We start from the raw sequence: 26,963 nt of genomic DNA, 5'->3' as shown, positions 1-26,963 counted from the left end.
TAACATTAAGTAACGTTTTACGTCGAATATATTCATTGGAAATCCTAAACATTAAGCATGGTTAATAGTCATAGTTTCTAACTCAAATCTTAGCTGTGAGACAGGTTTTATTCCTGAATAATTTAATTATGGGACCAGTCCTTCAATTTATGTAACAAGATGTCGCCTAATCACCCGCTTTCGATTTCGCACACAGGATGCAGCCCTGGCTTGGATGCTTATTGTTCAATTTCCGATACTTGGGTCTAAAAGAAGGCGCTAGTGAGGATAATATCCACTTTTCATTTATTCAGGGGAGGAATGCACTGGTCCACCATGAATCCGTTCATTTAACCCTCTTTATAAAACCGACAGTTATCTAATTTCCCGGCTGAGATTGATATACATCTAGATCTTAGTCACCTAATTGGCGTATCGTTGTGTTCTGCTACTCGAGACGGACCCTTACTGGCCCGCCATTTATTTTGTCTTTTCTTTATTTGGTTTGCACCTTAGATGAAAACGCACGGAATTAACGGCATTAGGCCGTTCAGCGCGCTTATTGACGCTTGCTGGCGAGAAACCTATACACTTCAAAGACTTCTCAAAGATATAATTGCCGGTGTCACTGTCGGTATCATTGCTATCCCACTGGCGATGGCACTGGCTATTGCCAGTGGTGTCCCACCACAATACGGCTTATATACCTCCGCTATTGCCGGTATTGTCATTGCGGTCACCGGCGGCTCCCGCTATAGCGTATCCGGCCCCACTGCCGCTTTTGTGGTTATTCTCTATCCGGTATCACAGCAGTTTGGTTTAGCGGGTTTACTTCTGGCTACACTGATCTCCGGTATATTTTTATTATTTATGGGCCTAGGGCGACTTGGCCGATTGATTGAATATATCCCGCTGTCCGTCACCCTCGGTTTTACCTCAGGTATTGGTATCACCATTGCCACCATGCAGGTGAAAGATTTCTTTGGCCTGCACCTGACAGAAGTGCCGGAAAATTATGCTGGTAAAGTTGCCGCGTTGGCTCAAGCAATGCCAACTATCAACCTCAGTGATACGTTAATTGCAACCGTCACCCTGCTGGTATTAATACTCTGGCCACGGTTAAAATTAAAGTTACCGGGTCACTTACCGGCATTGGTTGCGGGTACTGCCGTCATGGCGGTGTTATCCCTATTTGATCATCAAGTGGCGACTATCGGCTCACGCTTTGGCTATTTACTGGCCGATGGCACCCAAGGCCACGGTATTCCCCCCATCCTGCCGCAATTTGTCTTGCCGTGGAATTTACCTGCCGCCAATAGTCAGCCATTTGTATTGAACTGGGCAACCTTCTCTGCATTACTGCCCGCAGCCTTTTCTATGGCAATGCTGGGCGCAATTGAGTCATTGCTCTGCGCCGTCGTACTTGATGGTATGACAGGACAAAAACATCACTCCAACAGTGAGTTAGTCGGTCAGGGACTGGGGAATATCATTGCACCATTCTTTGGCGGGATCACTGCGACTGCCGCCATTGCTCGTTCTGCGGCTAATGTTCGCGCAGGTGCAACCTCACCGGTGTCAGCCATCATCCACGCACTGTTGGTCTTACTGGCGTTACTGGTACTGGCACCGATGTTGTCTTATCTGCCTTTAGCTGCGATGGCGTCTCTGCTACTGATTGTGGCCTGGAACATGAGTGAGGCACATAAAGTCGTTGATCTCCTGCGCCGAGCGCCTAAAGATGACATTATTGTGATGTTGTTGTGCATGAGCCTGACCGTATTATTTGACATGGTGATTGCAATCACGGTGGGTATTGTGTTGGCCTCGCTGCTGTTTATGCGGCGCATTGCGCGCATGACGCGTCTGAGTGAGATACCCGCGACTGTTGATGAGCATACGCTGGTATTGCGAGTGAACGGGCCACTGTTTTTCGCTGCCGCAGAGCGGATATTTAATGAGTTACTCAGCCGTTGTGAGAATTATCAAACCATTATTTTGCAGTGGGATGCAGTACCGGTTCTGGATGCCGGTGGCCTAAATGCGTTCCTACGCTTCACAGAGGCGCTGGGCGAGCAACAACAGCTCGTTATCACGGATATTCCTTTCCAGCCGCTGAAGACGCTGGCAAGAGCCAGAGTGCAGCCCATTGAAGGCAAGTTGAGTTTTTATGGGTCACTGCCAGAAGCGCTGGAGGCTTTACGCGTAAGAGGTTAGTCCCTTTGAGTGAGTATGACGGTTTTCAAAAAAGGCAGTGTAGTTACCTACACTGCCTTTTCTTTATTCAAATATTACCGGCGAACACTTTTTACTTGCTGGTATCCAGCACCGGGAAACTCTTCACCAAATCATCGATAGCTTTCATCTGCACCAGGAACGGTTCTAGTTTGTCTAATGGCAAAGCTGACGGGCCATCACACTTGGCGCTGTTCGGCTCTGGGTGCGCTTCGATAAACAACCCTGCCAAACCAACAGCCATGCCAGCACGCGCCAGTTCAGCCACTTGAGCACGGCGGCCACCGGAGGCTGCGCCAAACGGATCACGGCATTGTAATGCATGAGTCACATCGAAAATAACTGGATGACCGCCAGTCGCCTGGACCATAACGTTGATACCTAACATATCAACCACCAGATTGTCATAACCGAAGTTACTGCCGCGATCACACAAGATCACTTGATCATTACCGGCTTCTTTAAATTTATCGACAATATTGCCCATCTGCCCTGGACTGACAAACTGCGGTTTTTTCACGTTGATAACCGCGCCAGTGCGGGCCATAGCTTCAACCAAATCAGTTTGGCGCGCCAAAAATGCCGGTAATTGAATAACATCAACCACTTCGGACACCGGTTTTGCCTGGCTGGCTTCATGCACATCGGTGATGATTTTGACACCAAACTGCTGTTTCAGCTCTTGGAAGATTTTCATCCCCTCTTCCAAACCGGGACCACGGTAAGAATGAATTGAAGAACGGTTGGCTTTGTCGAACGAGGCTTTAAACACATAAGGAATGCCCAACTTTTGGGTCACCGTGACATAATGTTCACAAATGCGCATTGCCAGGTCGCGCGACTCAAGCACATTCATGCCGCCGAACAGCACGAAAGGTAGGTCGTTCGCTACGTTGATATCGCCAATGCTAACCACTTTCTGTTTCATACTAATACCTTTATAAAGGGTAAATCGAGATTAATTACCACGGTTATGCCGCAAGACATGGCTACCATACAACCGTGGTATAAAAGAGATCAGTGCAATGTCACCCGCTGTTGCTCAATGGAGTGGATCTGCATTTTTATCATTTCAGCAATCGGATCTTCCGGGCACTGTTCAACAAAATAGCTTAAATCAGAGATGGCAATATGGTTGCAATCCAGTTGGGCATAAATCAAGCCACGGTCGCGGATTTCATAGGGGTCATCGGGGTCAAAAGCCAATACCGCTTCACTGGCGCGCAATGCCAATTCCATCTGCTTCTCTTCCATTAATGCCGCTTTCAATGTATCAAGCATTTTACGCACAATCAGGGTGTTTTCCGCTTCTTCCAGATCTTCATCTTCCAGTTCGGCGCTCAAACCCAGGTTGCCCTTAATCCACACTTCTAGCATATGTTCATTAAGTGTTTCACCGTTTAACGGATTAATCAGCCACATTTCTTCATCTAACCAATCAGCCCGAAGAATTAATTGAGTTGGAAAGATAACTGGCATCAAAGGTAGATCCAGTTGATGGGCGATGTGCAGGAAAATGACGCCCAGCGATACTGGCGTCCCTTGGCGTTTATCCAACACTTTATCGAGCCAGATAGCGTCTGACAGGCGATAAACGCCACCAGCACCGCCAAATTTCCATTTACGGTAAAACAGATCAATAAGCACTTCTAATTGCTGATCCTGATTGAGATCGGCGGGCATCGCAGCCCGGGCATCATCAACGAGCTGTTGTAATTGGTTGCGTACATCAACCAGTGGAAAATTCTGTCGAATCTCCTGGGTAACCAATAACACCCCATCACACAGGGACGCGTTGTTAAATTCGAAATCAGCAATGCTACTCATAGATATCCCATCAGCAGTGGTAATTTAGTTGTTGCCAGTTTGACAATCAAATACAGGCAACCCAATGCGAGTATGAAAGCAAGCCAGCGACGATTCTGGCTGCGGGTTCGCTTACCTAATGCGACATAGCCAAGCAGGATATAGATAATAACGCCAAACAGCTTTTCAGTCAGCCATGTTCCTTGCGGACTGAAAGGGTAAAATCCAGTGATAAAAATCAGTACAATACCGCTGACAAATAGCAACGTATCATTGATATGTGGCGTTATTTTTACCCAGCGCTTATCCATCATAGCCGAACCGCGACATTTCCAAAAGAAACGTAATACAAACAGCGTAATACTGATAACCACTGTGAGTAAATGCAAATACTTCATGGCGATATAATCAACCCACATGACTCTCGCTTCCTTATCTATGTTAAATATTTATCGTTTTTTTTATTTGTTGCCGAATAAATGCCGCACAAAATCAGATTCTTCTTAATTAGCCGATCCATTGCCCCAAAGTAACACGATCATTATTACCATAATCTTTATGCGTCATTACAGCACTAAATCCGGCGTTTTTAAGTAATTTCTGTACTGCATCGGCTTGCTGCCAGCCATGCTCCAACATTAACCAGCCTCCCGCCTCTAAATAAGCCGGCGCACAACGGATAATCTCGTCCAGTGAAGCCATCCCTTCGGCAGGTGCGACGAGCGCACTGTGAGGCTCAAAGCGGACATCACCTTCGTTCAGATGCGGGTCATCAGCATCAATATAAGGAGGATTGCTAACAATCAGCGTAAATTGTCCGTCGACCGCGTCAAACCAGCTACTTTGCAGAAAATGTACATTACCTATGGCCAGCTTTTCTGCATTATGGCGAGCCAGTGCAACAGCGTCGGCTTGGATGTCCACACCCACCACAGCACAATCTGGCCGCTCACTGGCTAACGCCAAAGCAATAGCACCGGTACCGGTACCCAAATCCAAAATATGGCAAGGAGTGGCTGGCAGATGCGCCAACGCCTGTTCAACCAAACATTCGGTGTCAGGGCGTGGAATAAGAGTGGCGGAGGAAACACTGAGTGGCAATGACCAGAATTCGCGCTCCCCAACCAGATAAGCAATGGGTTCCCCCTGCTCACGCCGGGTTGCCAGTTGTTCCAATCGCTGTAACTGATCGGCTGTCAGCTTAGTTTCACCGAAAGCCAACACATAGGTACGCGCCTTTGCGGTGACAAAACTCAATAGAATCTCGGCATCGCGCTTGGGGCTGTCACTCTGACTGAAACGGGCTGCCGTTAACAACAGCCACTGCTGATAGTCCATTAATCTTGCTCTGACAACGCAGAGAGCTGGTCGGCTTGATATTCCTGCACAATCGGCTGAATCAGCATATCCAGTTTGCCTTCCATCACTTCATCCAGGCGATAGAGGGTCAGGTTAATGCGATGATCGGTCACTCGGCCCTGTGGGAAGTTATAGGTGCGATTACGATCAGAGCGATCACCTGAACCAAGCAGATTACGGCGCTCGGAAGCTTCTGCCAATTGACGCTTTTGCATTTCTGCGGCACGGATACGTGCACCCAACACCGACATCGCCTTGGCTTTGTTCTTATGTTGTGAGCGTTCATCCTGACACTCCACCACCAGGCCCGTTGGAATATGGGTGATACGGATTGCCGAATCGGTGGTGTTAACGTGCTGACCACCGGCACCAGACGAGCGGAAAGTATCAATACGCAAATCACCGGCATTGATTTCCGGCATCTCAGCTTCAGGAATGGCAGGCATTACCGCGACGGTACAGGCAGAGGTATGAATACGGCCTTGTGATTCGGTTTCGGGTACACGTTGCACACGGTGACCACCTGACTCGAATTTTAACTGACCAAACACCCCATCACCAGAGACCTTGGCAATCACTTCTTTGTAGCCACCATGCTCGCCCTCACTGGCGCTCATGATTTCAACTTTCCAACGGCGTGCTTCAGCATAACGGCTGTACATGCGGAACATATCACCAGCAAAAATAGCCGCTTCATCACCACCGGTCCCGGCACGAATCTCAAGAAAACAATCACGCTCATCATCAGGGTCTTTAGGGAGCAACAACACTTGCAACTGCTGTTCCAGCTCTTCACTGCGCGCTTTTGCTTCTTTCAGTTCTTCTTGAGCCATTTCGCGCATTTCAAGATCTTCCAGCATCATTTCTGCGGCTTCGAGATCATCTTGCACGCTGCGCCATTCTTTAAAACAGCGGGTGACATCCGTTAATTGCGCATATTCACGTGACAACGCGCGGAAACGGTCTTGATCGGCAATAACGCTGGCATCGCCAAGATACGCCAGCACTTCTTCGTGACGCTCTTGTAACGCTTCCAGTTTGGCAACAATAGAAGACTTCATCCGTGGTTTTAAACCCTGTAATTAGAGGAAACTAATGCTGATCCAGCCCAAGGCTGTCGCGTAATAATTGCAACCGCTCCATATCGCCATCGCTGGCGGCTTGCTGGAGGGATTTGGTAGGAGCATGAATCAGGCGGTTAGTGAGCTTATGGGCCAACTCATTCAACACTTGTTCTACATTGGCACCCTGCTCAATGGCGGCCAATGCTTTAGCGGTCATCTCACTACGAACCTGTTCGGCCTGAGAACGATAATCACGAATGGTTTCAACCGCCCCCTGCGCACGTAGCCAGGCCATAAAATTCATGCTTTCCTGCTGTACTATTGATTCGGCCTGCACCGCAGCGGCCTGACGCTGTGCCATATTGTGCTGAATAATCGCGTGTAGATCATCAACACTGTATAAATAGGCATTAGACAGTTTACCCACTTCCGGCTCAATATCCCGTGGTACGGCGATATCGACAAACAGCATTGGCTGATTGCGGCGGCTTTTTAGAGCACGTTCGACCATTCCCTTACCAATAATAGGCAATGGGCTGGCCGTTGAACTGATAATAATATCGGCATCGGCCAATCGGGCATCAATTTCCGGCAAAGTAATCACTTCGGCCCCCACTTCTGTCGCCAGCACTTGAGCTCGCTCACGGGTACGGTTAGCGATAATCATATGCTTAACTTGATGCTCACGCAGATGACGAGCCACCAGCTCAATGGTTTCCCCAGCACCCACCAACAGCACATTCAGTTCAGAAAGCGACTCAAATATCTGACGTGCCAGAGTACAGGCAGCAAAAGCAACCGAAACGGCACTGGCTCCAATATCTGTTTCTGTCCGAACCCGTTTGGCAACCGAGAAAGATTTCTGGAACAACCGCTCCAACTCGCCAGACAGCGATTGACCACGCTGAGATTCAGCAAAGGCCTTTTTCACCTGCCCCAAAATTTGAGGTTCGCCTAATACCAGTGAGTCTAACCCGCTGGCAACACGCATCAAATGACTGACGGCATCATTACCATGGTGCCAATACAGGCTTTTTTTCACTTCGTCCGGGCTGAGTTTGTGATAGGTACAGAGCCAGGCAATAAGTTGTTCATGCAGATTATCTTGCTGCTCTACGCTGAGATACAACTCAGTTCGGTTACACGTAGACAATACGACACCGCCCTGCACCAACGGCTGTTGGAGCAAGCTGACAAGCGCCTGGTCGATAGATTCCGGTGAAAAGTTCACTCGTTCACGTAAAGATACAGGCGCAGTTTTGTGATTAATGCCTAATGCAAGCAGAGTCATGAGAACGGCTTCGAGTAATACTGATGTTAGTATGGATTCTCGTCTGAACCGCATTCTACTTGATGCGCGGGTTCAATAAAAGTCACAGTGCAATATCCTAAGTATTATCATAAATTATGGTCAGAAATTGGTTATCTGCTGTACAACAATATTGGGTAAACCCTGTACAAAATAGAACAAGATATTGACGCTCAGCCTTCAGCCCGTTAGCGTGAGCACCTCAGATACCAATTAGCCAGGTATCAAATAATTTGTTTTATCAAAAATTATTATTTATCGGTAACATGACCTCATCAAAGACGCGTCGCCAATGATACCCGTGCGACCGATAGGATTTATAGCCATATGTCGATGTATAAAATCAGTTTTTATCGCCTGCTCCCTTTAGCAACTCTGTTGCTGGCAGCCTGTAGCACCACGCCACCGACCGGTCCGGCGACCAGTCCGACATCGCCACAGTGGCGGCAACATGAACAACAATTACAACAATTGAGCCAATTCCAGACCCGGGGTGCCTTTGCGTATATTTCTGAAAAACAAAAAGTCTATGCGCGCTTTTTCTGGCAACAAACCACACCTGAGCGCTATCGCCTACTGCTGACCAACCCATTGGGCAGCACAGAACTGGAATTGGTGGTACAACCTGGCGTTACCCAGTTGACCGATAATCAAGGCAAACGCTATGTCAGTGATGACCCACAGGAAATGATTCAAAAGTTGACGGGGATGTCCATTCCATTGGAAAGCTTACGTCAGTGGATTTTAGGGTTACCCGGTGATACCACTGATTTCACCCTTGATGATAAGTACCGTTTGAAGCAAGTGACTTATAAACAAAATGGTATGACGTGGGTGGTTGATTATCAGGAATACAACACTCAAGTGACGCCAGCATTGCCGAGCCGCATGGAGCTGAGTCAGGGCGGGCAGCGAATTAAGCTAAAAATGGATAATTGGACTGTCGAATAACATGGTTAGCACGCATCAACATGTCTGGCCCTCACCGGCCAAATTAAACCTGTTTCTTTATATCACCGGGCAACGGGCCGATGGTTATCATGACTTACAAACCCTGTTCCAGTTTCTCGATTATGGCGACCAACTGACTATTGTGCCGCGAGATGACAATCAGATTCGCTTATTAACGCCAGTCGCAGGCGTAGAAGACGAACAGAACTTGATAATTCGCGCGGCACGATTGCTACAACAACAATTTCCACAACAACAGCCCGGCACGGTAAAAGTACCTCGGGGGGCAGATATCAGTATTGATAAACGCCTACCAATGGGGGGAGGACTGGGTGGTGGTTCATCCAATGCCGCCACGGTACTGGTTGCACTCAATTTACTGTGGCAATGTGGTTTCTCTGATGAAAAATTGGCCACTCTTGGCCTAACATTAGGTGCCGATGTGCCGGTGTTCGTTCGTGGGCATGCTGCCTTTGCTGAGGGAATTGGCGAAAAATTGCAACCTGCGGAGCCTTTAGAGAAGTGGTATTTGGTGGTACACCCCGGTGTAAGCATCCCAACACCAATTATTTTTTCTGATCCTGAATTAAAAAGAAATACGCCCGTTCGCCCACTGGCGGCGCTTTTAAGCATTCCGTACGCAAATGATTGCGAACCGATCGCAAGAAAACGTTTTCGCGAGGTTGAACAGGCTCTTTCATGGCTGTTAGAATACGCTCCGTCACGCCTTACCGGAACCGGCGCTTGTGTGTTTGCAGAATTCGACACTGAGGCATCGGCCCGACAGGTGTTAAGTATTGCCCCGGAGTGGTTGCATGGTTTTGTTGCTCGTGGTGTAAATGTTTCGCCACTGCATCGTGCGCGCTCTGGGAAAATTGAAAGTCGTGAGTGCAGATAACGATTTACAGCGTTATGTAAGGTCGATGTAATGGCTCTACTAACCTTGGGTTCTGAAAATACCTGTCTCATTTGATTGAAAGCCGGTTCATAATGCTGTTTTGTACCCAATAGATTTCAAGATACAGGAAAGCGGCAAACGAGCGAATCCCGATAACCTTACATGAGTAAGTGATGCGGGTGAACGAGAACAGTCGACACACCTGTAATTTGAATGATGACGGTTATTCACCGTGTTTTGGCTTTAAATACCCGTATGTATATTGCAATCAGTATGAATAATCGCCCCTGATTACTGATATGACAATATCTTCTCTGGACGCATGCCTGAGGTTCTTCTCGTGCCTGATATGAAGCTTTTTGCTGGTAACGCCACCCCGGAACTAGCACAACGTATTGCCAACCGTTTGTACACCAGTCTTGGTGACGCCGCTGTAGGTCGTTTTAGCGACGGCGAAGTGAGCGTGCAAATCAACGAAAATGTACGCGGTGGTGATATTTTCATCATCCAGTCCACCTGCGCACCCACGAACGATAACCTGATGGAACTGGTTGTCATGGTTGATGCCCTGCGTCGCGCCTCCGCAGGACGTATTACTGCTGTTATTCCTTACTTCGGTTACGCTCGTCAGGATCGCCGTGTGCGTTCTGCCCGTGTACCGATCACTGCCAAAGTTGTTGCCGATTTTCTCTCAAGTGTTGGGGTTGACCGCGTATTGACAGTGGATCTTCATGCTGAACAGATCCAAGGCTTTTTTGATGTTCCGGTTGATAACGTATTTGGTAGCCCAATCCTGCTGGAAGATATGTTGCAGCAGAATCTGGAAAACCCAATTGTTGTCTCTCCAGACATCGGCGGCGTTGTTCGCGCCAGAGCCATTGCAAAACTGCTGAACGATACTGATATGGCGATTATCGACAAACGCCGCCCACGTGCTAACGTTTCTCAGGTGATGCATATCATCGGTGACGTTGCTGGCCGTGACTGCGTGTTAGTTGACGATATGATCGATACCGGTGGCACATTGTGTAAAGCAGCGGAAGCCCTGAAAGAACGTGGTGCCAAGCGTGTATTTGCTTACGCGACTCACCCGATCTTCTCTGGTAACGCGGTTGAAAACATCAAACATTCTGTTATCGATGAAGTGATTGTTTGTGACACGATTCCGTTGTCAGCTGAAATAAAGGCATTAAAAAATGTGCGTACTCTGACCCTGTCGGGCATGTTGGCTGAAGCCATCCGCCGTATCAGCAATGAAGAGTCCATCTCTGCGATGTTTGAGCATTAATCAGTATTAGGTTGTGGATATCCCTGCGGTGCTATCTGGCCGCAGTTAGCCATTAAGCTATTTTCGTGATAGGTCACTTGCTGGGCATCACGAATGGGGTTCATAACGAATTGATACTATGCAATGCATAAATTGAAGCAGATAAAGAAAAACCCGTTGAAGCAGATGCGACAACGGGTTTTCTACTCTCGATCGCTGAGTTCTTGATCAATAGGTGTTTGTCTTACCGCTCGTTGAGCCGTCATTTACCCCTCCTGCACATCAGCTCAATTAAAAAGCCAAGAAAACAGGTCTATGTTTGCAGCTTCACTGTAATTAGTCGCTAATGATACCTTGCTCGCTAGGAGTGACGCTGGTTGCGATTACAACGTTTGTCAAAGTGCTTAATCCACCAATAACGATCCGCAACTTCCTCACGCCCACCGATACGCGCGCCAACTAACCACAACAGTGCGCCGACAAAAATACTCATCACGGCACCATGGGCAAAGAATTGCGGTAGACCCAGTTGAGATACCTCTGTCAGAATTGAGTAACCTACCCCTACGACCATGGTAACCAAACCTAATCCCATCAGCACATTACCGACCCTTGCTGCGCTTTTACGTTTCATATGCCACCTCCACTTAGGTTGCCAATAAATAACCACTGAGCCGAGCGCTAAAACTGCTTGCTTAATGCGATTATTCATGTCCACTTAATAACTAAGTATAGTCAGGCTTGCGAGGAAGGTATTGCGCTTGTGATCACAACTGGCAAATATATTCCAACAAATCTTTACATAATCCAGACATTTGGCACTGAATTTGAACTATACATACAGGCAACTATTCACATCTTGAACTATTCACTCTAAATAAATTCATGCTAGCAGTTTTGTTATTACGCGCTATGACAGGTAAACTATGGCACTTTAATTCCTTTAGTTATAGCGAATGGCGACGTGAGCAGTATTAAATTAATCGTTGGGCTGGCAAATCCGGGCGCTGAATATGCCCAAACTCGCCACAATGCAGGTGCTTGGTATGTGGATTTATTGGCGCAGCGCCATAATCAACCACTGAAAGAAGAGAGTAAATTCTTCGGCTACACTGCAAGGCTAAATCTGGCAGGTCAGGACGTTCGCTTGTTGGTACCCTCTACCTTTATGAATCTCAGTGGCAAGGCCGTAGCCGCAATGGCTGGGTTTTACCGTATTCTGCCGGAAGAGATTTTAGTCGCACACGATGAGTTGGATATCCCGCCGGGCGTGGCTAAATTAAAGCTAGGTGGCGGTAACGGTGGCCATAACGGCCTGAAAGATATTCAGAGCAGGTTGGGGAATAACCCTAACTTCTATCGTTTGCGCATCGGCATCGGTCATCCGGGTGATAAAAGTAAAGTCACCGGTTTTGTTTTGGGTAAGCCACCAATCAGTGAACAAACCTTAATTGACGAGGCCATTGATGAATCTATCCGCTGTACTGAAATACTGCTAAAAGAAGACATTACTAAGGCAATGAATCGCCTGCACTCCTTTAAGGCCGGCGTATAATACTGGCCCGGTTCCCCGGCTAACGAACATAAGCCGGGGTGCCTGTATTAGTTGTTATTCATTTTTGTTGCACAGCGCATTAATCCCCTGTTGTCCCTCACCGGTCAATACCACCCCTGAAAATATCACCCTCACCCGCCCGAGAAAATTATTGCTTTTACCATCATATTCGCCCGCAATATCACTCAATTTATCGCTACAAAAAAGCGAATCCCAATCTGATGCCTTTTCTTTGTTACGCGATAAGTCGTGGCTGCGTTCAAACTTGTCGGTTACTGCGGTAAATTTCAACTGGATGCTGTCGAAATCTTCATAAAGGGTATTTTTTTTGTACCCCACATATCTAACGCTCTTGCCCGAGTGACTTTCAATTTCCACCCCATATTGATCAACCAACTCGGCAAAGGAGGGGGCGGCAGGCTCAACATCTGCGGTAAGAAAACGCATTCCCACAATACCCGCCATCCCCCCGAACAAGATGACGATCAGCCATTTATAGATACTCATTTCCATTGGAATTACCCAAATTCAGTATGCGGACTGTAATAACTAGTTATCGGACATTTATCAGGAAACTTAAGATGGCATAAGCGTGATCTCGGGCACAGAGTTAGAAAAATCAATCACCTACTCGCTCTCACAGCATGTTCCCTTGCGGCGACGAAACAGCATGATCGAGATAAATCGTCAGAATGTGTATAATGGCGACATAAATTTTGATTACATCAGCACGTTAACCCTAACGAGTTGATTTTTAAGTTATTTAAGGTGATATAAAACATGGGATTCAAATGCGGTATTGTGGGCCTGCCTAACGTTGGTAAATCCACCCTGTTCAACGCGTTGACACAAGCGGGTATTGAAGCCGCTAACTTCCCGTTCTGCACCATTGAACCCAACACGGGTGTGGTGCCAATGCCGGACCCGCGTCTGGACCAACTGGCCGAGATTGTTAAACCTCAGCGCATTTTGCCAACCACGATGGAATTCGTCGATATCGCGGGCCTGGTTAAGGGTGCATCCAAAGGCGAAGGCCTGGGTAACCAGTTCCTGACCAATATCCGTGAAACTGAAGCAATTGGTCATGTGGTACGTTGTTTTGAAAATGACAACATCATCCATGTTGCCGGTAAAGTAGATCCCGTTGATGACATTGATACCATCAACACTGAACTGGCACTTTCCGATCTGGAAACCTGTGAACGCGCGATGCATCGTGTTCAGAAGAAAGCTAAAGGCGGTGATAAAGACGCTAAAGCGGAACTGGAAGCGCTGGAAAAATGTCTGCCACATTTAGAAAATGCTGGCATGCTGCGTGCGTTGAACCTGAGTGCTGAAGATAAAGCCGCCATCCGTTATCTGAGCTTCCTCACCCTGAAGCCAACCATGTACATTGCTAACGTCAATGAAGATGGGTTTGAAAACAATCCCTATTTGGATCAGGTGCGTGCCATCGCTGCGGCGGAAGGTTCTGTGGTAGTTGCCGTTTGTGCCGCAGTTGAGTCTGATATTGCTGAGTTGGAAGATGCAGACCGCGCTGAATTTATGGCTGAGTTAGGTATTGAAGAACCCGGTTTGAACCGTGTGATCCGTGCCGGTTATGAATTGCTGAATCTGCAAACCTATTTCACTGCCGGTGTAAAAGAAGTGCGTGCCTGGACCATCCCGATAGGTGCAACTGCACCACAAGCTGCCGGTAAAATTCACACCGACTTCGAGAAAGGCTTTATCCGCGCACAAACTATCGCTTTCGAGGACTTTATCACCTACAAGGGTGAGCAAGGCGCGAAAGAAGCCGGCAAAATGCGTTCAGAAGGTAAAGATTACATCGTAAAAGATGGTGACGTGATGAACTTCTTGTTCAACGTCTAAACAGCTTCTGTTGTCTCATGAGATTTAATTGAATCTCATGAATACTGACAAACCCCATAAAATCCACGCATTTGCGTGGATTTTTTATTTCATGATGTCTCAACTCATATCGTGAAAGCGCAGTCATAAATGAGTATATATATGAGTACAAACTGTCAATTATGATCTAAAAATGAGCCACAGTTATGCTTTAAAAGTACACCACTTTAAGACCGGTTTTTAAACCTAAATGATTCATTACCTGTTTCAATAATGTCAAAATGATGAACCAGTCTATCCAATAAGGCTGCGGTCATCTTTTAAGGTTAAATCCAGCTTTGTTACATCCTCACTAACGGCCAGCCTCTGCTTATACTTAACTGCACGTATCGTGGCTTCATTACTTTTGAACTCTTTATGCAGTGCCTTTATCTTTTCAGCCAAAGCAGTCACTTCAGGTGCTATTTGTAATGCCTCAATCAGCTTATAAATACTTTTAAGAACCTCAATATTTCTATCCTGGAGCGAACGGGTCGATCCTCTGCTGGTTGAATTAGTCTGGAATTTGTCAGCATGGATAACAACTGTAGTTATCAGGTTTACATCTGCAATATCACGCCTAATCGATGGTGTATTACAGCGATGTAACCGGCGCATGGGGCATACATAATACCCCATCCCTTTGCCATCTATGGAATTGAGTGACACAAGGGCGTAAGCCAGCGAATAACGAACATACTGAGCGATGATATCTACAAGATAGTGCAGGTTTTTCTTATCAGAGACATGGTCGGATAACATCATCAAAAAAACAGCATGTTACCCGACGGGGTCTTAGCGCCACAAAGCCACTGACCTTTCCCCCACTAAACGCGGGGGAATACCAGAGAAGCAAAACCAAATTTAAAAACTCAAGACTCTATCGACGACACATTACATGCCTAGGAATATCGGCGTCACTGTAGCTGTTGGTAACGCCCGCGATCGAGTCGCCAAGGTAGTGGAAGCCTGTGCTGGGGTCAGGAGTGTCGCCCGTCCAGTAGAGGGTGCCGATAAAACCGGAACCAGTGTAGTTATCCATTCGCCCCCATTCATCGAACAATGAACCCACCAAACGGGTACCAAATGAGTAGTTGGTAGAACTCAAGTCGGTGCGTGATGGCTGAGACGCCAGCTGTAGACTACAGAACCTCACAGCATCTGACCAAACAGCCATTGTGCTATTGTTATGTATAAACCATTTCTGCACAGCAAATGTGTAGCTTAGTGGACTTCCTCCATCCTTGGGTGTCGCCGTAATGGTCACTGGCCCCGTAGGTTTGCTGTTGAGCTTCACTTGACCGTCACCATTGACGCTTACGGCCCCTGGCTGGTTGGAACTCCAGGTGAAGTCGCTCGCATTTCTGTTCATATTTAGTATGAAGGTAGCCGCGGTAAAACCTGTTTTTGGAAATTCATCGCTTACCGTGAACACATGGCCGTTGACGGCTATTCCGGTAAACATCGCATCCTCCACAAAGGTGGTGCTGACCGTCTGGTTGCTGCCGTTCACCGTGGCGGTGACCACACTGACTCCCGGCGCAGTATTAGTCAGTGTCGCCGTGGCAACCCCGTCCACGCCAGTAGTACCAATCACCGTCGTCACTATCGCCCCGTTGCTGGCAGTAAATGTCACCACCTGGCCCGGTACAAGGTTATTGCCCGCATCCGTCACTATCGCTTTCACCGCATTGGTGGCAATGCCATTGGCGACCTCGTTATCAGTAGTCGCCGTCAGGTTAGCTGCGGTGATTTCTGCGGTGCTGGCGTCCGCCACAAAAGTGGTGTCGACCGTCTGACTACTGCCGTTCACCGTGGCGGTGACCGCGCTTATTCCACTCGTCATATTGGTCAGTGTCGCCGTGGCAACCCCGTCCACGCCGGTGGTACCAATGACTGCCGTCACTTTCGCCCCGTTGCTGGCGGTAAATGCCACCACCTGGCCTGCGACAGGATTGTTACCGGCATCCGTCACTATCACTACCACCGCATTGGTGGCCGTGCCGTTGGCCACCTTTCTATCGGCAGTCACCTTGGCTGCGGTGATTTTTGCGGTGCTGCCGTCCGCCACAAAGGTAGTGTCCACCGTCTGGCTGCTGCCGTTCACCGTGGCGGTGACCACGCTAATCCCCGAGTCAGTATTAGTCAGTGTCGCCGTAGCAACCCCGTCCACGCCAGTAGTACCAATCACCGTCGTCACGTTCGCCCCGTTGCTGGCGGTAAATGTCACCACCTGGCCCGGTACAAGGTTATTGCCCGCATCCGTCACTATCGCTTTCACCGCATTGGTGGCAATGCCATTGGCAACCTCATTATTGGCAGTCGCCGTCAGGTTGGTTGCAGTGATTTCCGCGGTGCTGCCGTCCGCCACAAAAGTGGTGTCGACCGTCTGACTACTGCCGTTCACCGTGGCGGTGACCGCGCTTATTCCACTCGTCATATTGGTCAGTGTCGCCGTAGCAACCCCGTCCACGCCAGTAGTACCAATTACCGTCGTCACGTTCGCCCCGTTGCTGGCGGTAAATGTCACCACCTGGCCCGGTACAAGATTGTTACCCGCATCCGTCACTATTGCTTTCACCGCATTGGTGGCAATGCCATTGGCAACCTCATTATCGGTAGTCGCCGTCAGGTTCACTGCTGCAACAGTACTAGGCATAACAGTGATCTGCACTGTCGCACGTAATGACACATTACCTTGGATGTCATGAGCCACTGCACTTAACGTGTGGGCATTACTACCACTCCGCGTTAGCCGATGCGAGGGTAATCCTACTACAACAGCGTGCGCAGATACCGGTGTGAGAGAACCTCCTGCCGCTATCAAGGCAGAACTGTCCCACTCAATACGCTCAAGACCATGCCGGGTGGATACCTCTGCACTCAATGGAACGCTTGTCCCCCCCTCACCGCTTATCATAGCCGGAAGGATCAGCTGTATCACCTTCTGTTCCTGATAATTCAGCACAATATTGTTGTTACGCTCGACTAAATCATAACGACTACCCGCCAAAGTGCGCGTTGCTGCCACGGCCGATGGACTGATATGAGATTGCCAAGATTCACCCAGTCGGTAATTTAGCTGGAAGTTAATGTTGCTGTCGTTTTTACTGCCTTTACCGGCGCGATGTTCAGCCCCAATAGTCACTAATGGTATAGGGGTGTAATTTACACCCGCAGTAATGGCATAGGGGTTTTTCTGACGGTTATCTTTGCCAAACAAGGCCACATCATCACCACGGTATTTTTCATACATGACCTTGCCGCCAAGTTGGGGATGAGAGGGTAAATAAGTTTCTGCCCGCACATCATAGCCGTTGGCAGGCCGTTCTTTATAGTCAGCAAAATCCCGTGAATGATGCCAATCGGTGGTACCGAAGTAACTGTTACCCGAGAACTTCAGGTAGTCGGTCCAAGCCTCTGCGCCTACCCCAACCCGCCGGTTTTTGCCTGTAACATCATTATCAAAAAACGCATTAGCCCCATACATCCAGCTATTCTGGAAAGTACGCACTCCAGCACCAACGTTAACGGTGTTACGATCGTCTTTATTTCGGGCACCCAATTGGGTAAAAAGCAGGGATTTCTGATTATCATAAAGTGGAACCAGTACATCGACCATACTGCCATCCAGCTTAAAATCTTCATTAACATTCATTTGTACCCGGGCGGTACCAAACTGGCTCAGCCACTGCTGCGTGGAGTTGTTTAATTCATTGTTGGCAGCTGAGTTGAGCATGCGCTCACCAGATTTTACTGCATTGCCATTAGATAATGCGACAGCACCGGTCTGGGCATAACCGGCCAGCTTATTATTTATGTGAATATCAGCAGGTGAATAATTTTCATCACTAATGGATAACGAAGGCAGCTTACCGGAAACATCAATTTCATCCCCTAACTTGGCGACAGTATTAATGTTTTTACCGGTCTGCAAAATATAAGATTCTGCAACCGTATTGACTTGCGAAGTATACGAAGAAGATGCGACAACCGTAGGTGAAAATGCCAAACTCAAAGGAAACAGTAACTGAAACAGGATATTAATCCACGCAATAGTCCTGAACGTTTGTGGTAGTGCGTATGCCCGCGTGAACCCATGACTCGAGGGTGTTTTTAGTGATTTCGTCCAAAAAAAATTACGCAATCTATTATACTCAGCCGATTAAAAATACCGTCACATAACCTCGCGATTTAATCAATACTGCACAAATCTCGTTTGATATTGTAGAGTGACGAAAATTTTTTAGTGTTAGTTTCCTACCCCCCCACGGAATCAGGTGAGTAACGATAAACTACCGTATCTATATTGCTAGATTCGACACTGATCGGCAGTTTCATTACCTATGATGCATCAGACAGCCCCGAACAATTAGTGAACCTATCTTATTCAGGTTTAATAATATTAATAAGAACCAATGACTTGATGTTTTATTAACAAGGAGGTGCCCCAACACTGGCGGATGGTTGCATGTATAACCGCAATAGCACTAAGGTCAGGCCCTTAGTGCTATTGCGGTGTTATCTTTTCTTTTTAATGCATTAAAATGCATTACGCCTAAAATTAAGCCCCTCCCTCAACCAGCACAAAAGTTCCGGTCGCAGCACCTGTACGTATTGCTCTGGCTGCCTGATATTCAGGACTCTCGTAAAAACGCTTGGCCTCGGCAAAAGATGCAAACTCAAAAACGACGTGCCGTTCATGTGATTCTCCCTCAAGGTTTTCATACTGCCCAGACCAGGCAATAATCTTAGGACTGAACGCCTGCATTGCTTCTCCGGCAGCCTTGGCATATTCGGCGTAGGCAACAGCGTCCGATACGGTGACATGCGCGATCAAATAACCTTTATTCATTTCTTTATCTCTTTTGTTAGACGTGGTTTATTCCAGCGCAATGCAGTTCTACAGGCAAACATGCAAGCAACGGGATAGGGGTTTTTACAACGTTTTAATCACATTCAGTTTCTGAGGGCTGGAGGATGCCTGGCAGCGAGGAGCGTCCTGATGCTCAATCATCCATCCCGGATAATAAGGAGGCAGAGCGCTTACCTCATCCGTTCTGTATGCCCATAGCCAGAGTGATAGACGACTACAGATTTAATCATTGAAAGGGTTTGAGTCATGATAATTGCCTTCAGCAAATGTCTGCGCTGGATAACGCGGTGTGAAGACAGTCTATTAAGTATTACAGTAGCCATAAATAACCTAAAAATTAACGCACTGTTATCTTAAAGAGGAACAATGAAAAATCTTGAGGCACTGATCATTTTCGCGCGCGTGGCAGAAATGAGGAGTTTTACCCAGGCAGCTGAAAGCCTTGGTATTCAGAAAGGGCGTGCTTCAATGGTAGTGCGCGAGCTCGAACATGACGTAGGCGCTACGCTATTGCACCGCACCACGCGGACTGTGCAGTTGACCGAAGATGGCCGCATTTTTTATTCGCGTGCACGAGACCTGCTGGCGGAAGCAGACGAACTGCAGTCAATGTTTTCACCTGGCGGAATGTCACTGCGAGGGCGTTTACGTGTTGATATGCCAGCTATTCTGGCACAAAGCGTCATTATTCCCGCACTACCGCAACTACTGGATGCTCACCCGGAATTCGAACTTGAGCTTTCAAGTACTGACCGCCGTGTTGATCTGGTTCTGGAAGGATTTGATTGCGTAATTCGTCTGGGCCCCATTGTTGATGAGACCCTGATTGCCCGGCCGCTGGGAAAATTACGGATGATCAATGCGGCGAGTCCAGGCTATCTGAAACGCTTCGGTGTGCCACAGACGGTTGATGATCTTCTTAATCAAGGACACAAGATGGTTCATTACATGCGAAATTTTGGCGCGAAACCTGACGGATGGGAATATCCGTCAGGTGATGGCTACAATTCGCTGATGTTACCCGGCACGATGACGGTCAACAGCGTACCGGCCTACCACGAAGCAGGACTGGCGGGTTTGGGTTTAATTCAGGGAGGTTATTCAGCGCTCGTACCCCATATCAAATGTGGCACATTGGTTGAAGTCCTTCCCAATCTGCGGCCCAAGCCGCTAAATGCATCTTTCGTCGTCGCGCACCGGCGCAATCTGTCGCAACGAGTGAGGGCTTTTATGAATTGGACTGAGGAAGTGTTGAAACCTTATTTTGGCTAATGTCTGAGTGAACGAGTAGAACGAAGGAAGTGAAAGCCTACGTATGTGTTTGTTCCTTATTGATTAACACAACGTGTTATTGGACATGTCAGTTACTGGCACAAATCTACCCACGGCTACAATCAGGGGCGGCTATGAGCTTTTGTATGGGAAGATTATGTTCCCCGTAGCTTCATATGCAACAAAGGGTATGGCCTGCCCTGGCCGTCAACTTCAGAACGACCCACAGTTTCAAAACCGTGTTTTTTATAGAAGGTAACAGCCTGAGGATTCTGTTCGTTTACGTCGAGCTCATCAGCGCCCTGCTCGTCGATAGCATGTAGCAGGAGTAATTTCCCGATGCCTTTTCCGCGTTGATCTGCATCCACAAAGAGCATTTCAATGCGGTTTTCGCTTACCCCTATAAAGCCCGCGATCGAACTGTCACAGCTAAGACGAGCGAACATAATTGTCAGACCAGGAAGATACGTATGCAGTATCAGGGGGCGTAGCGCCTGAATATCCTGTTCCTGTAAAAAATCATGCGTAGCACGTACCGATGATTCCCAGACCTTCAGTAATATCGGGTAATGAATTTGGGTACATACTTCCATATTTATCATAATCTTATAATCCGTTAATTGACATCATATTGCCATGATAGCTGGGTGGTATTATTTGTCACTATGTGGCGTACATTTGTCTGCTTCTGGCTGTGAGTTCAACTGGTCGACGCAACGCTATCCTTAATGGCCCTGGTATATCGCCAGATTAGTGCAGATTGATTCTATCGATTTTCTTTTAAACAGATTCACATTTTACTCGTTATCACTCCTGCATCTTAACAACCACTTTTCCTTTCGCATGTCCCTGAGCAAGGTAGGTAAGCGCCTCCTTCGCCTCTGCAAAGGGGAACACCTTGTCGATCACAGGCTTGAGTTGTTCCGCTTCTATGAGTTTGCCGATTTGGGTGAGTTGACTGCCATCAGGACGGACAAAGAGAAATGAATAGGTCAGGCCCCGTTTTTTCGCAAGGCGCATAATCTTGCGGCTCATCAGCCCGAAAACAAAACGCAGCAAGAAGTTTAGTCCCCGAGCCCGTGCGAACGCGGTATCTAACGGCCCGGTGAGAGAAACAATCTTTCCACCAGACTTTAGAATTTGGGTGGATTTTTCAATTAAATCGCCTCTGACAGTGCCGAGAACGATATCGTAACCACTCAGCACCTTTTCGAATTCTTGCTTTTTATAATCAACCACTTCGTCTGCGCCAAGACCACTCACCCACCCGACGTTGCCTGAACTTGTTGTCGTTCCCACCTTTGCGCCAAGGTGCTTCGCCAGTTGGATCGCAAAACTGCCAATTCCCCCGGAACCTGCCGGGATGAAAACCTTCTGACCAGGCCGCAACCTGGCTCGCTCTGTCAGCGCTTGCCAGGAGGTGAGGCTCACCATCGGGAGCGAGGCTGCCTGCACGAAATCCAGGTTTGCGGGTTTCATGGCTGCGGCGCTTTCAGGCACCACCGCAAATTCGGCAAGAGTTCCCGTTCCCCTGTCGAATATGCTGGCGAAGATTTCGTCGCCTGGCGTAAAACGCGTCACGCGACTCCCCACGGCAACAACAACCCCGGACAAGTCACTGCCCAATGTGGCGGGGAGTTTAAAATGCAAAACAGGCTTAAATATTCCGGTTGGGATCATGTTATCAATCGGGTTCAAACCCACAGCGTAAACTTTAACCAGCATTTCATCAGGGTTGAGTGAAGGATAATCTATGTTATCGAACCCCAATTCAGGAGATTTACCATAGCATTTAAATGTAAATGCTTTCATCGTCTTAGTCTTCATTTGTCGTTTACCCTGTCGCGTTTGTCCGTGAAATTTTTCTTAGCGGATCTGTTGCTGAGTACAAAGGCAATCCCCAGGAATAGCTCGATAAATACTGCAAACAGGATCTGCCCGTTAGACGCTTCGCCGATACCTGAGGAAGCGCCTGTAACCAGTGCTACACGTTTTTTGTCATTGCTGAATAAGGGCTTCATGATGTGTTTGAAGTTTCTCATCAAAGATGAGACGACACGCTGTAAGGGATTTATGTCGGATTTACCTCTCTGCAGAACAGCCAAAAGACCGTTCTGCAGAGTGCAACTTATTGACTAAAGTGCTTTATATCGCTCTGCGGCTTCATCTTGCTTGATATCTGAAAGCAGAGCCTGACGCGAAGCATCGAGGGTGTCCCAGCGGGCTGCATTATGTAAAGGCGGGATGGTGACGAGTTCACGGCGATCAAAGCCCACCAGTGCGGCATCCACTAACTCGCCCACTTCCATGAATTTTGCCGAATTACTGATATCGATACCCGCACGCTCCCAGATTTCCGTGTAAGTGCCGGCAGGAAGCACCGCCTGGACATAAATGCCCTTAGCCGACAGCTCTACATTCATTCCCTGAGACAAGAAAAGGACAAAGGCTTTGGTTGCGCCATAAACCGTCATGGCAAATTCGGGAGCCAGGCCTACGATGGAACTGATGTTGACGATCGATCCCTCACCCGCTTGCACAAAGCGTGGTGCCACAGCACTGGCAAGTCTGGTCAGGGCGGTGACGTTAAGCGCGATAAGGCTTTCTATCGAATCGGGCGTCTGCTCTGTAAAACTGCCGGACTGCGCGATACCCGCATTATTGATAAGAATGCCAATCTGTGCGTCTTCACGCAGGCGAGCTTCGACCGCGGCTAAATCACCCGTTTGTGTGAGGTCAGCAGGCAGAACATCGACAGAAATATCATTTTCTTGTCGCAGACGCTCGGCCAGTATCTCTAACTTCGCTTTGTCGCGCGCGACCAGAACCAGGTCGTGGCCCCGGCGGGCGAACCGTTCAGCGTAAACAGCACCAATACCCGTGGATGCGCCTGTAATAAGAACTGAAGCTTTAGTCATAAGTTGATCTTCTTTATTAATGTGTAAACAGAATTCGCAATGTGCGATGCAGGCAGAACCGTGACACCTGCTGCTTTACTTGCTGGCCTCAGTCAGCGACGGGTAATCGGTATATCCCGCTGCGCCACCGCCATAAAGTGTTTCAGGATTGAGTGAGGCCAGAGGTGCGCCCGTCTTCAGCCTTTCGACCAGATCCGGGTTGGCGATGAACGGACGACCAAACGCGAACAGATCGGCTTTGCCTTCTGCAAGCTGAGCGGTCGCCAGCGGCAGGTCATAGCCGTTGTTACCGATGTAGGTGTTTTTAAAGCGCCGGCGCAGGGAGTCGTAATCGAACGGTGATACATCACGCGGGCCGCCCGTAGCGCCTTCAACCACATGGAGGTACACGATACCTAATGCGCTAAGTTGGTCAGCGACGTAATCATATTGCGGCTGCGGATCACTGCACGAAATCGCATTAGCAGGCGAAACCGGTGAAATGCGCACGCCGGTGCGGTCAGCACCAATCTCCTCTTTAACGGCCGCCGTGACTTCTAACAGCAGGCGCGCCCGATTCTCGACAGAGCCGCCGTACTCATCGGTACGCTGATTGGCGCCGTCTTTAAGGAACTGTTCCAGCAGATAACCATTCGCGCCGTGGATCTCTACGCCATCAAATCCGGCGGCAATGGCATTGGCAGATGCCTTTCTGAAATCGTCGATAATCCCCGGTATTTCCTGCAACTCCAGCGCACGTGGCTCAGAGACGTCAGCAAATCCGTTGTTCACAAAGGTCTTAGTCTCGGCACGGATGGCGGACGGAGCAACCGGCGCAGCGCCACCAGGTTGTAAATCGACATGCGAAATTCGTCCTACGTGCCACAGCTGTACAAATATGCGCCCACCTTTGGCATGCACCGCGTCAGTCACTTTGCGCCAGCCATCGATCTGAGCCTGCGTATAGATCCCCGGCGTATCCTGATAGCCCTGCGCCTGAGCTGAGATCTGCGTGGCTTCGGTAATCAACAATCCTGCGGTGGCACGCTGGGCGTAGTAAGTCGCTGCCAGTTCGCCGGGAACCAGACCTGCTCCGGCACGGTTACGCGTCAGCGGTGCCATCACGATATGGTTGGCAAGGGTTATTGTCCCAAGATCATAGGGTTGAAATAATGGTTGGTTGGTCATGTTTATTCCCTCTGCTTAATGGTGGTTGAAGTCTTAACTTAATGATGATGATCATAATCATTAAAGTCAATTCTTTTGATTATGACCATCATCAATGTATACTTACCCCTATATTTTTAGAGGATTGAAAAACATGAAAGTGTCGAAAGAGCAGGTTCGGGAAAACCGAATGCGCATTGTTGAAACGGCCTCAGAACTTTTTCGTGCGCGCGGTTACGATGGCGTGGGTGTCGCGGAACTGATGTCAGCGGCCGGTTTAACCCACGGCGGGTTCTACAAGCACTTTGGCTCTAAGGCTGATCTAATGGCGGAGGCAATGAGCTGCGGTTTTACGCGATCCGCAGAAAGCACGGCAGGTGTGAACCGGGAAAAATTTATTCAATACTACCTCTCCCGCCAGCATCGCGATGATATGGGAAAGGGTTGTGTGATGTCGGCACTGGGCGCGGATACAGCCCGTCAGTCTGAGTCAATCAAGGCGACATTTGCGGCAGGGATTGAATGTCAACTGTCACTTTTGGGAGATGAAAATAGAACGCGCGCTGACCTCATAGATACCATTGCCCATCTTGTCGGCGCCCTGGTGCTGTCCCGTGCTTGCCCGGATAATTCCGCTCTGGCAGATGAGATTCTGGATGTGTGCCGCGCCCGTATTCTCAGCCAGGAAGTCCATGCGGATTGAATGTCCGCCACCTTATGGCCGGACATTTGCCGGGCTGGCCAGATGATCAAGTGCTGAAAACCAGACATGCTGTCAGAATAAATCGAGCTGTTTCGTGTCTTTATTCTTCTTATTGCCTGATTTTTCGCCTGCGTCAGATCGCCTAACGTGCTGACCGTTAGATTTTTCGCGAAATCCCGGCGCCGGCGCCAGCCCGTGTCGCTGCCGGATTGTGGAGATTGCAGTCTTTGCCTCATGATGCGCTACGGCAAAATCGACCAGCGGCAGACAAAAGGTAACGCCTGACAGATGTTCAGCCTGTTTTTGCAGGCTGGGCGGCATATTCCAGGGCTCGAAGATCCAGACATCACTGACGACGCGAAGTTCAGGTACCAGAAGCAAGGGAGGAGGAAGACCATCGCTAGGGAAACCTTGGTTATCTTTAGATATCAGTCGAGCGACTTACTATTAGGAATAGAGAGGTTTTAAATTGAAGTCTTTACAACTAAATAAAACTGGTGTTGGTAACATAACTGTAGATATTGATAATGGTGATGTTGTTTTCCTTATTGGATCAAACGGTTCAGGGAAATCTTCGCTAGTTAATCATTTTCATAGGCAATTACCAGATAACCATGTAAAAATTATAAGTGCACACAGGCAGAATTGGTTCAGTGAATCAGTTATTGATATGACCGCTAGTGAAATTGAGAATTTAAATCAAAGCAATAGACACTATCGTACGCTAGTTGATTCTAGGTGGAAGTTATATCAAGGCGAAAGTACTAACAGAATGGTGGTGGCAAAATTAAAAAGGCACATTAATCGAAGAGCTAGAGATATAGAGTCTGCGTATGATACGCAATACTTTAAATGATCCGGAATTTAAAGCTCCTGAATCGCCTCTTGCAGTAATTAATTCTCTGATAGAAAAATCAAACATGGATATATCTATTCATGTTGATAAAGATGACAATTTCATTGTTAAGAACCGCAGTTATAATGATGATGTCGCATACAGTATTGCTGAGTTGTCTGATGGAGAGAAAAATGCGTTGCTTATTGCCGCTGACATTCTTACGTCAGAGCCTGGTACGCTCATCATTATGGATGAGCCTGAAAGACACCTACATCAGGTAATAACACTCCCTCTTCTTAGTGAGCTAATCTCTTTAAGAAGTGATTGTTCATTTTTAATCTCGACTCATGAAATTCTATTCCCGTCTTTTTTTATCAATTCAAAAGTTATTTTACTTAGGTCTTATGAGTATGTTTCGAAAGATCCATCATCTTGGACTTTAGATGTATTAGATGGTAGTGATGACATACCTGAAGAGATAAAAGAAAGCATCTTCGGCTCAAGGCGAAAGGTCCTTTTTGTAGAGGGTGATCAAAATAGCCTTGATTTATCTATATATTCATCTTTATTTCATGATTTTAGTGTAATACCAAAAGGAAGCTGTAAGGATGTTGAGGCTTCTGTTGTTGGTATCGCATCTAACCGTAGCCTTCAGTGGGTTGAAGCCTATGGGTTGGTTGATAATGATAATAAAACACAAGGTGAAATTTCCTCTCTTTTATCTCGGCGGGTTTATACCTTAGCTGTTCATTCTGTCGAGTCAATTTACTATCACCCAGAAGTAATACGAATTGTTATAAGTGCATATGCAGGCTATCTTGGAATAGAAAATGAAAATGAAGCTTTTGACAACATAAGTGAGGAAATAATTAAAGTGATGAATAGCAACAAGGATCG

General features: G+C 47.8%; 25 protein-coding genes and 3 pseudogenes. 10 read left to right on the top strand and 18 right to left on the bottom strand.

Features of this window, described 5'->3' with window-relative positions; translation table 11 throughout:
- Positions 1–495 precede the first annotated feature (495 nt).
- Positions 496–2,196 carry a C4-dicarboxylic acid transporter DauA gene (gene dauA, locus V2A85_RS06040; protein ID WP_372558902.1) on the top strand — a complete coding sequence of 567 codons (1,701 nt, stop codon included), beginning with the start codon at positions 496–498 and terminating at the stop codon, positions 2,194–2,196.
- Between the two features lie 91 nt (positions 2,197–2,287).
- Here dauA and kdsA read toward each other — a convergent pair whose 3' ends face one another.
- The 6 genes from kdsA to hemA form a co-directional block, all read right to left on the bottom strand.
- Entirely contained in the window at positions 2,288–3,142 is an 855-nt protein-coding gene (gene kdsA, locus V2A85_RS06035; protein ID WP_005185168.1) for a 3-deoxy-8-phosphooctulonate synthase, read from the bottom strand.
- 89 nt (positions 3,143–3,231) lie between these two features.
- A complete protein-coding gene (gene sirB1 / locus V2A85_RS06030) occupies positions 3,232–4,041 on the bottom strand; it encodes an invasion regulator SirB1 (RefSeq protein ID WP_372558901.1) in 810 nt (269 codons plus the stop codon).
- A complete protein-coding gene (locus tag V2A85_RS06025) occupies positions 4,038–4,439 on the bottom strand; it encodes a SirB2 family protein (RefSeq protein ID WP_005185164.1) in 402 nt (133 codons plus the stop codon). Before V2A85_RS06025 ends, sirB1 begins: the two co-directional genes overlap by 4 nt.
- 88 nt (positions 4,440–4,527) lie before the next feature.
- Positions 4,528–5,358 (bottom strand): peptide chain release factor N(5)-glutamine methyltransferase, encoded by an 831-nt coding sequence (gene prmC, locus V2A85_RS06020; RefSeq protein WP_420071061.1) that lies wholly within the window; start codon positions 5,356–5,358, stop codon positions 4,528–4,530.
- Positions 5,358–6,440, bottom strand: coding sequence for a peptide chain release factor 1 (gene prfA, locus V2A85_RS06015; RefSeq protein ID WP_005185162.1), 1,083 nt, complete (start codon positions 6,438–6,440; stop codon positions 5,358–5,360). Before prfA ends, prmC begins: the two co-directional genes overlap by 1 nt.
- A 31-nt stretch (positions 6,441–6,471) precedes the next feature.
- Positions 6,472–7,734: a glutamyl-tRNA reductase gene (gene hemA, locus V2A85_RS06010; RefSeq protein ID WP_083159026.1), complete on the bottom strand. Its 1,263-nt coding sequence runs from the start codon at positions 7,732–7,734 to the stop codon at positions 6,472–6,474.
- Between the two features lie 345 nt (positions 7,735–8,079).
- Between hemA and lolB the strand changes: the two genes are divergently transcribed.
- From lolB to prs, 3 genes are all read left to right on the top strand, one after another.
- Positions 8,080–8,703: a lipoprotein insertase outer membrane protein LolB gene (lolB, locus tag V2A85_RS06005; protein ID WP_420071060.1), complete on the top strand. Its 624-nt coding sequence runs from the start codon at positions 8,080–8,082 to the stop codon at positions 8,701–8,703.
- Position 8,704: 1 nt separating this feature from the next.
- Complete coding sequence (gene ispE / locus V2A85_RS06000; RefSeq protein WP_420071059.1) at positions 8,705–9,601, top strand: 4-(cytidine 5'-diphospho)-2-C-methyl-D-erythritol kinase; 897 nt, start codon at positions 8,705–8,707, stop codon at positions 9,599–9,601.
- Between the two features lie 340 nt (positions 9,602–9,941).
- On the top strand, positions 9,942–10,889 hold the full coding sequence (gene prs, locus V2A85_RS05995) for a ribose-phosphate diphosphokinase (protein ID WP_004390739.1): 948 nt from the start codon (positions 9,942–9,944) through the stop codon (positions 10,887–10,889).
- A 340-nt stretch (positions 10,890–11,229) separates the two neighbouring features.
- On the opposite strand, the gene ychH is transcribed toward prs, so the two are convergent.
- The gene (gene ychH, locus V2A85_RS05990) at positions 11,230–11,502 is read right to left on the bottom strand and encodes a stress-induced protein YchH (RefSeq protein ID WP_083159029.1); all 273 of its coding nucleotides are present in this window, start codon (positions 11,500–11,502) and stop codon (positions 11,230–11,232) included.
- 330 nt (positions 11,503–11,832) lie between these two features.
- Between ychH and pth the strand changes: the two genes are divergently transcribed.
- Positions 11,833–12,423: an aminoacyl-tRNA hydrolase gene (gene pth / locus V2A85_RS05985; protein ID WP_372558897.1), complete on the top strand. Its 591-nt coding sequence runs from the start codon at positions 11,833–11,835 to the stop codon at positions 12,421–12,423.
- A gap of 54 nt (positions 12,424–12,477) precedes the next feature.
- Here the strand turns inward: pth and V2A85_RS05980 are convergent, their stop codons facing one another.
- Positions 12,478–12,936, bottom strand: coding sequence for a hypothetical protein (locus tag V2A85_RS05980; RefSeq protein WP_372558896.1), 459 nt, complete (start codon positions 12,934–12,936; stop codon positions 12,478–12,480).
- Positions 12,937–13,203: 267 nt separating this feature from the next.
- Between V2A85_RS05980 and ychF the strand changes: the two genes are divergently transcribed.
- Positions 13,204–14,295, top strand: coding sequence for a redox-regulated ATPase YchF (gene ychF / locus V2A85_RS05975; RefSeq protein WP_083159031.1), 1,092 nt, complete (start codon positions 13,204–13,206; stop codon positions 14,293–14,295).
- 206 nt (positions 14,296–14,501) lie between these two features.
- Here the strand turns inward: ychF and V2A85_RS05970 are convergent.
- The 4 genes and pseudogenes from V2A85_RS05970 to V2A85_RS05955 all read right to left on the bottom strand — a co-directional run.
- A pseudogene (locus tag V2A85_RS05970) lies at positions 14,502–14,594 on the bottom strand (ATP-binding protein); the annotation flags it as partial.
- A gap of 270 nt (positions 14,595–14,864) precedes the next feature.
- Positions 14,865–14,955: pseudogene (locus V2A85_RS05965) on the bottom strand (hypothetical protein); the annotation flags it as partial.
- Positions 14,956–15,193: 238 nt separating this feature from the next.
- Entirely contained in the window at positions 15,194–18,250 is a 3,057-nt protein-coding gene (locus tag V2A85_RS05960) for an inverse autotransporter beta domain-containing protein (RefSeq protein ID WP_420071058.1), read from the bottom strand.
- A gap of 627 nt (positions 18,251–18,877) precedes the next feature.
- A complete protein-coding gene (locus tag V2A85_RS05955) occupies positions 18,878–19,168 on the bottom strand; it encodes a DUF1330 domain-containing protein (RefSeq protein ID WP_420071057.1) in 291 nt (96 codons plus the stop codon).
- Between the two features lie 387 nt (positions 19,169–19,555).
- Between V2A85_RS05955 and V2A85_RS05950 the strand changes: the two genes are divergently transcribed.
- Positions 19,556–20,461 (top strand): LysR family transcriptional regulator, encoded by a 906-nt coding sequence (locus V2A85_RS05950; RefSeq protein ID WP_420071056.1) that lies wholly within the window; start codon positions 19,556–19,558, stop codon positions 20,459–20,461.
- Positions 20,462–20,616: 155 nt separating this feature from the next.
- Here V2A85_RS05950 and V2A85_RS05945 read toward each other — a convergent pair whose 3' ends face one another.
- The 5 genes and pseudogenes from V2A85_RS05945 to V2A85_RS05925 all read right to left on the bottom strand — a co-directional run bounded on the left by V2A85_RS05945 (position 20,617) and on the right by V2A85_RS05925 (position 24,546).
- On the bottom strand, positions 20,617–21,063 hold the full coding sequence (locus V2A85_RS05945) for an acetyltransferase (protein WP_420071055.1): 447 nt from the start codon (positions 21,061–21,063) through the stop codon (positions 20,617–20,619).
- A 205-nt stretch (positions 21,064–21,268) separates the two neighbouring features.
- The gene (locus V2A85_RS05940; RefSeq protein WP_420071054.1) at positions 21,269–22,288 is read right to left on the bottom strand and encodes an NADP-dependent oxidoreductase; all 1,020 of its coding nucleotides are present in this window, start codon (positions 22,286–22,288) and stop codon (positions 21,269–21,271) included.
- Positions 22,289–22,377: 89 nt separating this feature from the next.
- Positions 22,378–22,581, bottom strand: a pseudogene (locus V2A85_RS05935) (short-chain dehydrogenase/reductase); the annotation flags it as partial.
- 15 nt (positions 22,582–22,596) lie between these two features.
- Positions 22,597–23,379, bottom strand: a complete 783-nt coding sequence (locus V2A85_RS05930) for an SDR family NAD(P)-dependent oxidoreductase (protein WP_420071053.1) — start codon at positions 23,377–23,379, stop codon at positions 22,597–22,599.
- 75 nt (positions 23,380–23,454) lie between these two features.
- Positions 23,455–24,546: an alkene reductase gene (locus V2A85_RS05925; protein WP_420071052.1), complete on the bottom strand. Its 1,092-nt coding sequence runs from the start codon at positions 24,544–24,546 to the stop codon at positions 23,455–23,457.
- 133 nt (positions 24,547–24,679) lie between these two features.
- On the opposite strand from V2A85_RS05925, the gene V2A85_RS05920 reads away from it, so the two are divergent.
- The gene (locus V2A85_RS05920) at positions 24,680–25,228 is read left to right on the top strand and encodes a TetR/AcrR family transcriptional regulator (RefSeq protein WP_420071051.1); all 549 of its coding nucleotides are present in this window, start codon (positions 24,680–24,682) and stop codon (positions 25,226–25,228) included.
- A gap of 72 nt (positions 25,229–25,300) precedes the next feature.
- Here V2A85_RS05920 and V2A85_RS05915 read toward each other — a convergent pair whose 3' ends face one another.
- Positions 25,301–25,609: a hypothetical protein gene (locus V2A85_RS05915; RefSeq protein WP_420071050.1), complete on the bottom strand. Its 309-nt coding sequence runs from the start codon at positions 25,607–25,609 to the stop codon at positions 25,301–25,303.
- Positions 25,610–25,697: 88 nt separating this feature from the next.
- On the opposite strand from V2A85_RS05915, the gene V2A85_RS05910 reads away from it, so the two are divergent.
- Together V2A85_RS05910 and V2A85_RS05905 are read left to right on the top strand one after the other, a co-directional pair.
- Positions 25,698–26,084 (top strand): ATP-binding cassette domain-containing protein, encoded by a 387-nt coding sequence (locus V2A85_RS05910; RefSeq protein ID WP_372558887.1) that lies wholly within the window; start codon positions 25,698–25,700, stop codon positions 26,082–26,084.
- A partial coding sequence (locus V2A85_RS05905; RefSeq protein ID WP_420071049.1) for an AAA family ATPase occupies positions 26,062–26,963 on the top strand: 902 nt, incomplete at its 3' end. The genes V2A85_RS05910 and V2A85_RS05905, both read left to right, overlap by 23 nt.

Origin of the sequence: Yersinia sp. 1252 StPb PI, assembly GCF_048593885.1 — a bacterium.
Taxonomy (GTDB): Bacteria; Pseudomonadota; Gammaproteobacteria; order Enterobacterales; family Enterobacteriaceae; genus Yersinia; species Yersinia enterocolitica_E.
This window is presented reverse-complemented; position numbering and strand designations above follow the sequence as displayed.